Annotated in this window: 10 protein-coding genes, 1 tRNA gene and 1 CRISPR repeat array; of the genes, 1 reads left to right on the forward strand and 10 read right to left on the reverse strand. The window is 58.7% G+C overall.

Translation table 11 applies throughout. The features are described 5' to 3' along the window. The first annotated feature begins 91 nt into the window (after positions 1 to 91). Positions 92 to 1,705: an alpha/beta fold hydrolase gene (locus KR227_RS07735; protein ID WP_218364798.1), complete on the forward strand. Its 1,614-nt coding sequence runs from the start codon at positions 92 to 94 to the stop codon at positions 1,703 to 1,705. 9 nt (positions 1,706 to 1,714) lie between these two features. Here KR227_RS07735 and KR227_RS07740 read toward each other — a convergent pair whose 3' ends face one another. From KR227_RS07740 to KR227_RS07785, 10 genes are all read right to left on the reverse strand, one after another. Continuing rightward, a complete protein-coding gene (locus KR227_RS07740; RefSeq protein WP_218364799.1) occupies positions 1,715 to 2,227 on the reverse strand; it encodes a DinB family protein in 513 nt (170 codons plus the stop codon). A gap of 660 nt (positions 2,228 to 2,887) precedes the next feature. Further along, positions 2,888 to 3,891: a CRISPR direct-repeat array (repeat unit 28 nt; unit sequence GGCTCATCCCCGCGTGTGCGGGGAAAAC). 65 nt (positions 3,892 to 3,956) lie between these two features. Further along, complete coding sequence (cas2e, locus tag KR227_RS07745; RefSeq protein ID WP_218364800.1) at positions 3,957 to 4,301, reverse strand: type I-E CRISPR-associated endoribonuclease Cas2e; 345 nt, start codon at positions 4,299 to 4,301, stop codon at positions 3,957 to 3,959. Next, positions 4,298 to 5,236, reverse strand: coding sequence for a type I-E CRISPR-associated endonuclease Cas1e (cas1e, locus tag KR227_RS07750; RefSeq protein WP_218364801.1), 939 nt, complete (start codon positions 5,234 to 5,236; stop codon positions 4,298 to 4,300). Before cas1e ends, cas2e begins: the two co-directional genes overlap by 4 nt. Then, on the reverse strand, positions 5,229 to 5,927 hold the full coding sequence (gene cas6e, locus KR227_RS07755) for a type I-E CRISPR-associated protein Cas6/Cse3/CasE (RefSeq protein WP_218364802.1): 699 nt from the start codon (positions 5,925 to 5,927) through the stop codon (positions 5,229 to 5,231). The genes cas1e and cas6e overlap by 8 nt, the downstream gene beginning before the upstream one ends. Then, positions 5,924 to 6,643, reverse strand: a complete 720-nt coding sequence (gene cas5e, locus KR227_RS07760) for a type I-E CRISPR-associated protein Cas5/CasD (protein ID WP_218364895.1) — start codon at positions 6,641 to 6,643, stop codon at positions 5,924 to 5,926. Before cas5e ends, cas6e begins: the two co-directional genes overlap by 4 nt. Then, a complete protein-coding gene (cas7e, locus tag KR227_RS07765; RefSeq protein ID WP_218364803.1) occupies positions 6,643 to 7,779 on the reverse strand; it encodes a type I-E CRISPR-associated protein Cas7/Cse4/CasC in 1,137 nt (378 codons plus the stop codon). Before cas7e ends, cas5e begins: the two co-directional genes overlap by 1 nt. A 15-nt stretch (positions 7,780 to 7,794) precedes the next feature. Beyond that, a complete protein-coding gene (casB, locus tag KR227_RS07770; protein ID WP_218364804.1) occupies positions 7,795 to 8,439 on the reverse strand; it encodes a type I-E CRISPR-associated protein Cse2/CasB in 645 nt (214 codons plus the stop codon). Next, positions 8,436 to 10,127 carry a type I-E CRISPR-associated protein Cse1/CasA gene (gene casA, locus KR227_RS07775; protein WP_370625208.1) on the reverse strand — a complete coding sequence of 564 codons (1,692 nt, stop codon included), beginning with the start codon at positions 10,125 to 10,127 and terminating at the stop codon, positions 8,436 to 8,438. The genes casB and casA overlap by 4 nt, the downstream gene beginning before the upstream one ends. Positions 10,128 to 10,262: 135 nt before the next feature. Further along, positions 10,263 to 13,049 carry a CRISPR-associated helicase Cas3' gene (cas3, locus tag KR227_RS07780; protein WP_370625209.1) on the reverse strand — a complete coding sequence of 929 codons (2,787 nt, stop codon included), beginning with the start codon at positions 13,047 to 13,049 and terminating at the stop codon, positions 10,263 to 10,265. Between the two features lie 191 nt (positions 13,050 to 13,240). Continuing rightward, positions 13,241 to 13,324 (reverse strand) — tRNA-Leu (locus KR227_RS07785). Positions 13,325 to 13,446: the final 122 nt, after the last annotated feature.

The following is a 13,446-nucleotide window of genomic DNA, read 5'->3' on the forward strand; positions in this document are numbered from 1 at the left end:
GTGTACACATATTTCTGCAGGACTTGCGGATTAGAGCTGCGATTCCCCACGAATCGCGTGATGACCAGTAAGAAAGGGATAGACGGTTTTCATGAAAAAGCTTCCAACCGCACTGAGCGCATGCCTCGGCGCCTCCCTCCTGCTCGGCGGGATGACCATCCCCGCAGCGCAGGCTGATGAGGGGCTGGAATGGGGCCCCTGCCCCACCGGCAGCGGTACCGCAGAGCGAGCGGTGTGCGCCACCTTCTCCGTGCCGAAGGACTATTCCGACCCGGGCGCCGGCAGCATCGAATTGACCATGAGCAAGCTGCCCGCCACGGGCGAGCGCAAGGGCGTGATCGCCGGCAACCCGGGCGGCCCCGGCGGCGATGCCCTCGGCATGTTTGCCGATACCACCCCCAAGGACGGCGTGAGCCAGAAGGTGCAGCTGCCCGACGATGTGCGCGCCGCCTATGACCTCATCGCTGTGGAGCCGCGCGGACTCAGCTACGGCACCCCGCTGACCTGCAACAGCGAGAATCTCCCGCCGATCACACTGCCCGGCACCACCTTCCAGAAGTGCGAGCAGACCCAACCCGGCTATACCCGCACCATCACTACCGATAACACCGCCCGGGATCTCGAGCGCGCCCGCCTCGCCCTCGGCGAAGAGCAGCTCAACCTCTACGGCGTGTCCTATGGCGGATCGCTGATGAGCACCTACGCCACCATGTACCCCGAGCGGGTTAATAAGTTCCTGCTGGACTCCAGCGTCGCCCCGCAGGACCGCTGGTTCGCCCTCGGCGCCAACCGCAAGGCCGTTCGCCAAGAAGCCATCTCCGCCTTCTTCAGCTGGACCGCAGACAATGATGACACCTATCACCTGGGCACGACCTCCCGCGAGGTGTACCAGAACTTCAGCCGCGTGATCCGCGATAACCTCGGCGTGACCCCCGCCCTGAAGCCCCGCGAGGCCGAGGCAGCGGATCTCGGGGCCAGCGGCTCAGTGGCTCTCGACGCCCTCGCCTCCGCCGCCGCCGGCAACGAGCAGATCGAAGACGTGGCCTTGCTGCTGCTCAACCTCTATGACTGGACCCACTGGCGCGGCGAGACCTTCGCCGATGCCATCTCCAACAGCGGGGATTTCACCGCCGCGATGCGGATCGCCCAATCGGTGGGTCCGATCAACGTCGCCATGTACTCCGAGCAGGCATGGCCGGAGCTTGCCGAGGCACTCTCCCACTCCGCCGCGCACACCCCCGCCGCACCGCTAGAGCTCGACCTCGGCGAGGCCACCGCACAACCCACCCCGGAGGAACAGGAGGCGATGCAGTTACAGGCGATCACTATGCAAAACGTGGACCGCGCCATCGTCTGTAATGAGAACACCACCGCCCCCGACCCGAGCCTGATTGCGCCCTTCTGGGAGACCAGCTTCACCGGCGGTGACTTCATCGACCTCAATGGTGATCTTCTGGGCAGCGGCCAGCACTGCCTCGGCTGGCCCGAGCCAGTGGCCCCCGCCCGCCCGCTGAGCGGCGAGAAGTTGACAACCGCGCCACTGAATCTGGGCTACTCCAAGGACTCCGCGGTAGGCCCGCACGGCGCGCCCAGCATGAAGGAGGCCATGGGCGGTGAGCTGATCACCCTCAGCGGCTATAGCCACGGCGTGCTCATCAACCACCCCGCCCACGTGGCTCCGGCGGTCTCGGCGTACTTCCGCTAAGCCGTCCCGCTAAGCCCGGCTCCCCAGAATGCGCGCTGCATAGTGCGCCTGCGCGAGGTGCTGGATGGCATCGTCGATAAGCGATACGATCCGTACCCCGCGGGTGACCGGCGGAGTGAAGCTGGTATCAATCACCTCGTCGAAATCCGGCCCCGACAGCGCATAACACTGCACGTCATCGAGACAGGCGTGCACATAACTCATCAGCCCGCGCACATCCTCTGCCCGATGCACCTGGATGGCGCGGGCTTCATCATCGCTATGCGCATAGCCCATACCATCGCCGAGCTCACCGAGACCCAGCTGCCGCCGCAGCTCCAGGGTGTGCCACAGCTGGGGCTGGCCGCTCAGCTTGGACAGCTGAATATCCAGCATCCGGCCGGTGTGCCACAGCAGCCACGCCAGCGAGTTGGGGTGCCCGCCCGGCGAGCGGGAGGCGGTGGCGGCATCGACCTCACCGAGGGACTCAAGGCTGTCGTGGGCGCGGGTGATGAACTCGATCAGGATTTCGTCTCGTGTCATAACCCCACCGTATCGGCGACGGGGACAGCATGGGGATTCGCAGGAGCGATGCGGTATGGAAGACGATCGCTATTTATTCGCCACGTCTTTTCTCGCTCACGAGGCTGAGCATGGCGAGAACCCCGCGGACTAGGTCGTCGGAGCAGTGTGCGGTGATTGCTCTCCTCGCGCGCCGCCCACGACGGCTGCCTATACCGCGACACCACCGCCGCATCCCATCTGTGGCTGGGACTGCTACAGGCTGAGGTGACAGCTGTTCTTGGGGCGTGCTCTGAGGTGGTGTTCTTTGGGCGCCTGTGCGATCGATACACACGATGAGTATGACTGAGGACATAGAAGGTGATCGTGGGGAGTCTAGGTATCCTGGCTTGAGCACTCTCATCCTGGCCCGTATTCACGCACCACACGATGTTCACCTGTAGCACTCAAATACAAGAGCCTAGGCCCACTAACTGAATGGTGGCTGTGCCACCGGAACCAGTTCACCCAACAGCGACACGGCAGTGCGGGCTGAGAGCGGCCTCCACGCCGCGCACCGACGCGCAATAGACACCACGCACGCCTCGCAGCCCGTAGCGCACGCTTTTATCTCTGCATACACAGCCGGTGGCAGTCCTTAGAGATAACTGGGTAGCGGGGCTAGGCCACACGAGATGGTAAGGCTCATCCCCGCGTGTCCGGGAAAACTGCGCTCGCAGTTCCCCACGATGGCCGAGGAACGGCTCATCCCCGCGTGTGCGGGGAAAACTGTGTTTTCGTTCGAGGTTATGTGCAGTCATTGGGCTCATCCCCGCGTGTGCGGGGAAAACAGCCGTGACGGGCTAGACACCGAGTTCGAGGAGGGCTCATCCCCGCGTGTGCGGGGAAAACAACGAGCCATCCGCTACGACCTCGCTATCAAACGGCTCATCCCCGCGTGTGCGGGGAAAACGTTGTAGTGTTCGGCAGTGATAGCTTCAGCCTGGGCTCATCCCCGCGTGTGCGGGGAAAACGCGTATTCCCCGAGGGCTTCGGTGATCTGGTAGGGCTCATCCCCGCGTGTGCGGGGAAAACCTTGACTACGAGCGGTGTTCGTATAGCCCCTTGGGCTCATCCCCGCGTGTGCGGGGAAAACCTTGACTACGAGCGGTGTTCGTATAGCCCCTTGGGCTCATCCCCGCGTGTGCGGGGAAAACACGTAGACCGTCGGCAAAGGTCTGCGGAGAGTCGGCTCATCCCCGCGTGTGCGGGGAAAACTGCGAAGGAGTAAAGCAGTGTGCTTTAATGGTGGGCTCATCCCCGCGTGTGCGGGGAAAACACGCGGATTACCCATGAGATGGAGGCTGAGCTGGGCTCATCCCCGCGTGTGCGGGGAAAACGAGATACGGCGCGCCGGGTAGCAGCGAGCGTGGGGCTCATCCCCGCGTGTGCGGGGAAAACTTCGCCGCTCATCACCAGCTGGTGGCTGGCAGTGGGCTCATCCCCGCGTGTGCGGGGAAAACTCGAACAGTCGTTCTACCCCTGGAGAGTGCGTAGGCTCATCCCCGCGTGTGCGGGGAAAACGTCACGATGCTTTCTTCTTTCTTGGGTTGGGGCGGCTCATCCCCGCGTGTGCGGGGAAAACGTTCGCCTCCGACCCCTCCACGGTCATCGTTACGGCTCATCCCCGCGTGTGCGGGGAAAACACTTAGTGAGCTGGTGAAATATTAGCTCCTAGCTCAGAATAGCTACAACTTGTAGTGGGAAGTTTTCACCTCGATCTGTAAGTGCGGCGTTGGCGTCGGGCATTACTCCATCCAGTACGTCGCCGTGGAGTGTCCGTCGCTCCAGGGCGAACCATCAAGGTCAGGCCTTCGAAGTCACGAGGCATCCATTTGTGGCGATGAGTCCTGAATTCGAAGCCCTGCTCGCAGTCAGCGGAATACACGAGAAGGGCTTGTCCATCTTTACAGAGGCCTACGGTCCTATCCCACAGCAGGTCACGGATCCGGGCTGAAGGAGTTCCCACAAACGTGCCCGGCGCAATCTCCATGAGCCACTTAGTCAGATCTCCCCGTAAGCCTGCAGGACACGCTGTTACTACGAGAACGATCATGATGAACTCGCCGGTTCAGCCCAGGAAACACCCGAGGACACAAGCTCCAATTCACTCCATAGCAATAACTCCGCATCCGCGGTCAGGACATCATCACTGAGATCGAAGAGAAACTTAAGATCCCTGACCATCCTAGGCAGCAGCCGCTTCTCAGTAACGAGATCCCGTAACTTGCGACGAGCAGCTGAACCTGGATCATTAGCCCCCGCAGCCACCGCGTCGAAGGCGGCAGGGATAGCAACTTCAGCTTTGTATAGGTCTGCGATGTCGTACACGAAGGCCCGATCCGTGCCAGTATGAACGACCCCTAAGGAGGGCACAAATCCTAATCCCGCGACCACGCCGTGCGCTATCCCGTACAGAGCTGCGCTAGCAGACGTCAATCCTTGATTGATCGGATCACCTGAGTCGAAGTCATTCGGATCATAGGATCTCCGTGACCACGGCACTCCCGTCCGCCGAGCCTCACGGGCGTACACCTTTTTCATACGTGCGCCCTCTCGGCCTCTGAGTTGTGACATGGACAAGGCCGATACCTCTTCATCAGGAAAACGCAACCCATACATCTTCCTCGCACACTCCAGTCTCTTGCGCTGATTGCTCACAACAGAGGCTTGGACCTCCGCCATACGCGCAGACTTCGCCGGAGGGCGACCACTCGCATAAAAGCGCACACCTCGCTCACCAACCCACACCACGCTGACGCCGGCATCACCCAGCAGGGCCATCCCGGCATAGGTGACCTTGGTCCCAGGTCCCAACATCAACACTGTCAGCATGGTCGCTGGCACGTGCGCAATGCCTCGCTGATCATGCACCGTCAAGGCATTTCCATCGCGACTGACTACAGCACGCTCGATATAGAGAAAGGACAATCGATCGCTGAACCGAGCTAATGCTTGGCGTTCGATGGGCGCGGCGCTTGGATTAGGCATTATCGGCTGAAACTTTCGCTAGGGTCATGAGCCCGCACCCATAAGCACGGGCGCGACCAATTCCCTGCGTAAGTGTCTGCCGCAGTATGTCCGCATCCGCCACCTGAAGTACACCGGAGAAGCGCGCCTGCGCAATACGAACGCGATGTCCCGAGCTACGCCGCCCTTTAGAGAAGGAGACCATTCCTCGCTCCATCACGCGGGGTTCTGTCACAGCCTTCAACGCTTGCTCGGACGAATCAGTGTTTCGATCAGGCAAAACAAATCCGGCATTGGCAGACCTCTTGTACAGCCATTCAAGTTGGTGAGTAGCGGATACGTGTGCTTTCACCTTGCCTCTCTGTCCCTTAGTGGGCTCCGAATACGTCGGATTCGCCACCAGCTCGAATCTCCAGAACTGGTTTTGACGGAGACTACTGAGCATCGGCTCATAATCAGCTGTCTCGGCAGGTCGTGTAGACCATCCAGCCTGTTCCACCAGCGGCGTGCAAGTAGGAGTCTCGGGGCCAACGATATAGAGCCGGTGCTCATGCCCTTGGCTATCTACTCGCCACAAAATACGTTCATGCTGATCGTCGAGATCAGGGGGAAAACAAGCCCGTACCGCGGCATGCATGGACTGCGGATCAGTAAGAAGCTTCCTTCCCTCCCGTGTGCGGGGGTTAAGCAACAAACGGGTAAACGTGGTCATGCCTGCACCACCGATTCAAAGAAGGGATCATGGCCTCTATTCGCACGGCCTAACGGATTAGTCATCTCCACATCATCGACTCTCACTTCGTATCTCCAGGCATAGGATCGACGCTGAGGGGAGAAGGAGACAGGCACATCCTGTCGTGCAACGGCACCTGCTTCACTTGGAAGCGCATCCCTGTACACAGCTAATCCAGCTGTCTGCGGACATTCCTTTTTGTAGGTCTCGGTCGCATACCACGTTGGGTGCTCACGAACCGCACTTTCTGCTCCACGATCAACAATGCCGATTACAAGGGCTGGATGGACGGGGCACGACCGCCGCCCCATGTAGAGCGGATAAACGGGATTGCGCAGCGCCCGCTCATATTCTTCAAGCACCACGCGATCCTCCGATTCAAGAGCCACGACAAACGCCGCGTCGGAAAGAAAGTACCGAGTCGAGAGCATGGCAGGTGCGCTGGGCTTCTCTAACCACGGCTGTGCAGTTTGATAGTCCCGCAGCAAGCTTCCCTGCTGATCAACACGCGTCGCCATCGTCAAATGGGCAAGGTCTTCAACAGATTCATCCCGACTCCGCCCCTGGGCTGCTGCAATAAGCCCCACGACACCAGACTTAGTGGGAGTAGCTGCAGTAGCCCGAACCCTATAGCGCGATTCATCGCCCCATGCCTGTAGTGGACCTTTGAGGAGCACCATTAGCGAGTGCGCCATCACTGATCACCCAGGATACGACGAACATCGTTGGCCACCTTCTCACCCATCTCGGGACAGGTGACAGTTTCAGCAAGGCCGCTGAAAGACTCGTCCAAACCTGATAGCCCCAGTACATAGGATGCCTCGGGCACGAGTCCATAGACAGTCCGAACGTCAGTGGCCTCCTGTGCAAGGCGCTCGGCAGCCACCCTGCGGCGATCCTTCCCGTCCTGAGCCTCAACCGGGGTTTCGAAGCTGGAGACAAGAGACACTGGACGGCCACGCCTTACCTCCACCAGCACGAGCTCGGGCAGGGTGTTGTGCGCAAAGGTCGTGACTTTTCCTGTGGGCAGCGACTGGATGAACGCTTCAATAAAGTGCTGGATTGCCTCGATAGCAACGTCCTCGGAATCAAGGTTCGCGACAAGGCCATCAACATTAACGGACGCATAACGATACAGCGTGGAGGACATCATCTGCACCGTTCCAATCATCCCGGCACCAGTTTCCTCACCTTCTTCAGCCATATCATCGACCGCAGTGAAATAGTCGAACTCAGGGGCAGAGGAGTGAACTCCTAATGCGTGGGCGACCTGAACAGCAGCATCCACATTGAACGCAGCATCATCGGCGACCATGCGACCGAACAATGCGATGTCCACGGAATGCTCGGTATCCAGAATCTTTTTCGCATCACTCTTAGGGAGCTTCTCCCCCTCGCTCGCGAGGAGCGCCTCTACGGCATTATCGATTTGATGCTTACTGAGGAAAAGAAGGTATCCCGTTCGCGGGTACGGGCTATGCTCCTGCTCACCTTCACCCTCAGTCTTCTTCTTGGGCTTGTCGACGGCAGTCTTGATCCCAGCCTGCTTGAACAGCATCTCTGTCCGACGAATAGCCTCGTCCTGCTCCACACCATGCGCTTCTAGGCGCTTGGCAATGCTCTCTGGCAGTCGCCGCGAACGAGCGCCCACGGCTGCGGAATCGACATGCTGGTCGAAATACTTGCGCATCGCCCGCTTCCACGACTGCGAGGACACTCGCTGCCGCGAAACTCCGCCGAAGATCGCCGATTTTGGGGCACCCGTGTCATCACGGTTGATGAGAGACGGAGGAACAGTGTGCAGGGAGTGGATATCGATAAAGAGACTCATGGAATTATTCCTTTCCTATCCGATAGCGGATTCATTATGGTCGTGAGGGGAGGGAGTGCGGAACGCGCCGCGGGCAAAATCTCGTCCCCATCGCAGCAGAACGCCACTACGGCGCTGCGGATGCTGTAAAGATCGAAGATCTTGGGCGAAGCGTCCATAGTCGAAGCCAAGCGACTGACCCCGAAGCAGCGTGATAAGAGAACGCAGATGCACGATACGGGCCTGTTCATCCGTGGCCGATTGCATCGCGTCGAAGCGCGGCTTAATGGATTTCGACGAGCTGCGTGCATACAGAGTCCCGCAGGCAGAGGCAAAGGAGATGCCTGGGCAATGCATAGCCTCTCGCGCACTCTGCATATGAACGGCAAAGAGTGTGAGAGCGTGGAACGCGGCCTGCTCAGAAGGGCTCGCGTGATCGCCTTTTCCCAACTCCTGCTCGCTCAAGGGAGGATCCATCATGAGCAGCACACTCTCCAGCGCCAGAGGCGAATTTTCCACGCTGTACGAGGAATATTTTCTCAATTCAGCTATCTGCCCACGCGCTTCTGCTCCTAAAGCGGTATGGGAGTGCTTGAGTAGATTGCGCTGCAGCCTCTGTGCTGTAGCTCCTACTCCTTGTGCGAGACTGAGCGAGGATGTCTTGGGACTATCCTGTGTCACTGATCTCTCCTTGTCTTTTGTTCGTTGCTGAGGAGGTTCAGGATGTCTGCAACCTTCCTCCTCAGCCCGTCATAGGCTGTGGCCGCTGATATGATGCGACCTCCTGAGCCAGAATCGTCTGCTCCTATCGTTCTACCGATCAGTGCGCGCGGCCCTGCGCTTCGGACCAGTTCCTCCGCAATCGCAAAGACCTGCTCTTTCAATATTTTCTGCCAGGCCACCACATGCGTGTCGGAGTCGGCTGTGCCTACTCGGCGAATCCACTCAATGAAGCGGGGCTCCATGTCTGCATAGAAGCGATCTGCAGCATCGGCACCGAATTCATAGTCTCCGCCGCTGGCCACGAGTAGGTTTCCAGCGAAAGATCCAAGGGCCGTGGCAATCTGCTCAGTACGCGCAGCTGCATCACGAATATCCTGCCTCAGCGCATCACTCATCTGATTGGAGCGAAGAACATCAAGAGGAATACCGACCGAAGCACTCACAATCGTGCTGACAGATGAACTCTGGGCCCCGTATTCCATGGAGACCACAGAGACATCAAGGATCCCCTCCACCACGCCGTCATCAGCTAACGTCGCGAGGTGACTCAGAGTTGCCGGCCGTCTGGGCGCTTTCTTTTTCTCACTAAAACCAGGGTCACCGTCCAGCACCAGCAGAGGATCAATGGCTCGCCACATCGTCCGTGATGTGTCATACGGTTTTGCGTAGTACGCCACGTGCCCCTTTTTGGACTGATTAGGGCTGTAGCGATAGGGAGTCATGGGATCCAACATGATATTTTTGCCAGCATCGGGAATTCTATCCCCATTACTCACCAGCACAGATGTGACGGCAGTACCCTCGCGGAAAAGTCGAACACGCCGTGATTGCCAGGTGGCAAGATCTACGGGGCCGGTGGGCACAAGATCACCCGTGGCGCGCTGGGCTGCTGTATCGGGCTTCCGCTCCCATACGGGAAGATCCGGCGTGCCAACTTCAAGAACTGCTTCCGGTGTCGTGTTAAGAACTAGGGTTTCCCGCAGCGTTGCTCCGCACACTACGGTTCCACCTGTCATTCCCGTCCAACCGGTGCCAATCGGATAACCCTTTCCTCCCTTGACCCTAGGATCGCCCACCGCACCGGATTTGATTCCTGAGTAATCCCACGCGTGTGTATGGATCAGCCACCGGGCTGCCTCTGCGAAATCGAGTTTTTCTTGTCCGCTCCCCGCACGCATGGAGAAATACGAGTGCTCAGCCTCAGGAATCAACCTATTCACTGTCGTTGCTTCATTTTTCCTCGTATGCAGGTCGCTGACCTGCATAAAAGGCTGAGTAGGGTGGAAAAGATAGAAACGATCTTTCACCGATTCTAGATAGTCGAGCACAACCTCATCACGAGATCCGGAGGTGGCATCGATCAGCTGATCTTCGACCCAGTCGGGCCACGAAAAAGCTTCGCGTTCCCGTCGAGTGCTCATGTGCTTCTCTAGTGCATGGTGGTGTGCTCGCCAGTAGATGGCGAGAAGTACGCGCAGCACTGCATAATCCTGCGTGGGCGAATCTCCGAGGACACTGATTGGGCTGGCGCTGCCGTCAAAAACGTCGCGAATACTCAGCGTTTGAGTACCCTCTGCAGTGCGGCAGCACATCCACGGTTCATCAATCAGATTAAACCGCGGTTCCGTTTCAACGGTATGTGACACCTCCTGCTCCTTTCTTAAATTGCCGTTATCGTTGTCTGTTGTTTTCATCGAGGCATCTGCCGTGAGTGTGGTTGCCCACCATTGCAGTGCACATCCATAAATCTAGCTGTCAGTTCGGACCTGTTTTGGATTGTTCTAGTTACTACATTCGATTCCCATATCGGTGGAATAGCGAAGCTGAAACCGTCCAAGTTTTATGGCACCATCGTCATCCAGCGGCATCGCCAGTTGTCCGCGCAGCAGATAATGTGACACCCAATGGGCAGGAGTGCGTTCTTCCAGTTCCGTTACCACTGCATCGAAATCCTTATCAAAGCGTGTTATTCGTGCTGGCAGGCGCACTGTACTCGAAGCTAAGCGGAAGGCTTGGGCATAACCGAGATCGCCGTTGGGAATGATCTCCTCTGTATCGCCGAAGGCGCGATAGCCATAGTCGGCCTCCACGATGGGGATGACTTCCACGGTAGGTTCACTGTCCCTCACCTGGGCCGCGCCCCTCTCTTCATCGCCCAAGTGCACGACCGCTTCGATGAAGCGACCAAAAAGACTTTCGAGATCCCGGTTCATGTATGGCGATGGCACGCGGAAGTGCGTTGCTCGACTCCGAGCAGCGTCGGCTTTGGCTTCATCTTCACCCACCGCTTCGTGCCAGAGGGATGCCCAGTGCTCCGGCACATTCTGCTGCGGCGCATAGACCGCCTGCACGAGTGGGGCCACATCATCGGGGCGGCGAAATACTTCGGGCAGGTGCAACAAAGTCGCGAGGAGGAGCCGCTGTCCGTACACTGCTACTGCTCCACTGTCGAACACTGGAATAGGCTCCTGCTGCGTTATTCCTCTGATACACACAATGGGCTGTTGTACAGGCTCTGGGCGATCCTCCTTGGGGCGGGGATGCCGATGCAGGCGGCCAATGCGTTGGATAAGGAGATCAACTGGGGCAATATCGGTGATCACCACGTCGGCATCGATATCGAGGCTTTGTTCAGCCACTTGGGTAGCCACCACCACGAGGTTCTCAGGGCGGCCCTCACCTCGTCGAGCCTGGGGTCCGAGCTTGGTGCGTAGTGTCTCTTCCCGCCTCACCCTGTCACGTGCAATGAATCCAGAATGGTGAAGCTCAATCTCCCATGGCGCATTCTCGCTGAGCGCCCGATACGCTTCTTGGGCGCGAGCGATGGTATTGCAGATGATCAGCGCACAGCCGCCTTCGCGCAGAAGAGTCTCCACGTGGCTGCGGAGTTCTCTCGCACCATCATCGATTACTCTGATCTCCGCATGGAGATTGGTCGGTGATTGCTCTGGGGTTCGAATCTCAATGCGAGCACCGGCCACAGTAATGAGCGGATATGCGGTGGTCGATTCAACGAGATCACAATCAGAATAGGCCTTAACCAGGGCGGCTCTTCGCTGCTCCGGCAACGTGGCACTCAGCATTATCACGCTCACGCCGTACTTGGACAGCCATTCCAGTGTCCTCTCGAGATACATAGAGGAATAAGCATCAAAAGCGTGCACCTCATCGAAGATCACTACTTTTCCGGCCAGTGCCAGATGACGCAGCATAGAGTAGCGCTGTTGCAGCGCCATCATGATCACTTGGTCCATCGTCCCCACCACGATGTTGGAGAGTAGCCCGCGGCGCCGACCACGCATCCACGAGCTAGCAACAACGGACGCACGCTTGGCGCGCTCGTCCTCAGCGATACCCTGCATCTTGAGCCGGCGAAAAGGCTCGGACAAGTCGCTCTTCGAATGGGCAAGATACATCGATTGCACCGTATCGCTGTGAGCTGTTCGACGTGCCCACGAGATCGTGCGTTCGAGGAGCCCATTAGCGGTGGCCATAGTCGGCGTCGCAAAGTACACACCCTGCGCACCGGTGTTTTTTCCTATGATCTGGGCGGCGATCAGCGCAGCCTCGGTCTTACCCACCCCAGTCTCAGCCTCAAGGATCACAAGGCTGGGGTGGGTGATAGTCGCAGCAGCCTCCGCCATTGCCCGCTGCACTGGGCGGGCATGGGCATCGTCTGGCCAGTCGAATGCTGACTGAAAATAACGGTCGATATCCCCTTCAACCTGTTGTGGTCGCCAGGGCAGTGTGAGGTCGGTGGCTTCCATGCCTGCGATCAGTCGCTCAACCTGGGATGAATGTACGTTGAGCGGAAAGGCGTCGGTGTTGGAGGCGATCCAATCCGCCATCACGACAATGCCGGTGAGTAACTGCAGCACAGGGGCCGAAGGTGCAACGCGTCGCCGTCGGAGTACGTCGAGAGCATCGGAGACTCCTGTTGTATCGGCCATGGCGTCGAGCAGCTCGGAGTGAATCGCCTGCCATGATGCTTCATATCCGTCGAGAACTATCCCCACGGTTGTTCTTTCCTCCCGACCGGAGGAGATTCCGTGGTGCGCATCCACAACATCAGAGAGCCGCCGGGCCATACGCGAGCGAAAGCCCTGGCGCACCAGCCACCGCTGCAGTACTACACCGGAGACCACTCCATGGGGCATTTTCCGCCCCAGCTCGTGCCGGTCGAGATCGAGGGGCAGACCAGATGAGTGGAGTGCGGCCATGAGGTAGTCGAAGCCAGGGCTCTTTTCCAATTGGGTTTGGAATGTTTTGCACGCCTTGCCGATGTCGTGAATCCCCGCCCACCAGATCACCAGACGGCGAACATCCTCGCAGTCGAGGTCGAGTTCTGTCGCCACGGTGTTCTTCGTTGCGGGAGATAACCACAGCTCCCACACAGCTGCTGCAGCACATGCAGCATCTACTAGGTGTTGAGGAAGGTTGAGGTAGCAAGTGCCGTCTCCCGATTTCGCCCACAGTGCACGGGCGGCTGCACTCCGTGCGTCCACCCAGCCATCAATGGTCTCTGCAAAAGCGAGTGCGTGGCGCATTGATTCGGTGGAACGAGACACTGCCGTAGCTCCTTGCGGCGGGAAAAGAAATACTGCTGTCCCCACACTACTCAGTCAGTCCACCCTTAATCTCCAGTTTGCGCTGCGGTCTTGGCCATAGCGGCACTGTGCACCTGCCGAGACCGCAGGAGAAGACAGTAAAAATGCCCCGCACCATAGTGAGAAACCATGATGCGGGGCACTAATTATTGTGGGCGAAGGGGGACTTGAACCCCCACGTCCGTAAAGGACACTGGCACCTGAAGCCAGCGCGTCTGCCATTCCGCCACTCGCCCGAGTTGGCGTCTAACCAGCAGTGCTGTGCAAGACTTAACCTAGGTTACACAGATTGTTACACTATCCCAAATCCGCAGGTGGGTGCCTGTTTCATGGTGGCGTCGCATGGCGGGCGCGGCGT

This window comes from Corynebacterium sp. TAE3-ERU30 (genome assembly GCF_019209925.1).
Taxonomy (GTDB): Bacteria; Actinomycetota; Actinomycetes; order Mycobacteriales; family Mycobacteriaceae; genus Corynebacterium; species Corynebacterium megadyptis.

Coding starts and splice junctions, on each gene's coding strand:
- KR227_RS07735 (WP_218364798.1), top strand. CDS start 92: ATGAAAAAGCTTCCAACCGCACTGAGCGCATGCCTCGGCGCCTCCCTC.
- KR227_RS07740 (WP_218364799.1), bottom strand. CDS start 2,227: ATGACACGAGACGAAATCCTGATCGAGTTCATCACCCGCGCCCACGAC.
- cas2e (WP_218364800.1), bottom strand. CDS start 4,301: ATGATCGTTCTCGTAGTAACAGCGTGTCCTGCAGGCTTACGGGGAGAT.
- cas1e (WP_218364801.1), bottom strand. CDS start 5,236: ATGCCTAATCCAAGCGCCGCGCCCATCGAACGCCAAGCATTAGCTCGG.
- cas6e (WP_218364802.1), bottom strand. CDS start 5,927: ATGACCACGTTTACCCGTTTGTTGCTTAACCCCCGCACACGGGAGGGA.
- cas5e (WP_218364895.1), bottom strand. CDS start 6,643: ATGGCGCACTCGCTAATGGTGCTCCTCAAAGGTCCACTACAGGCATGG.
- cas7e (WP_218364803.1), bottom strand. CDS start 7,779: ATGAGTCTCTTTATCGATATCCACTCCCTGCACACTGTTCCTCCGTCT.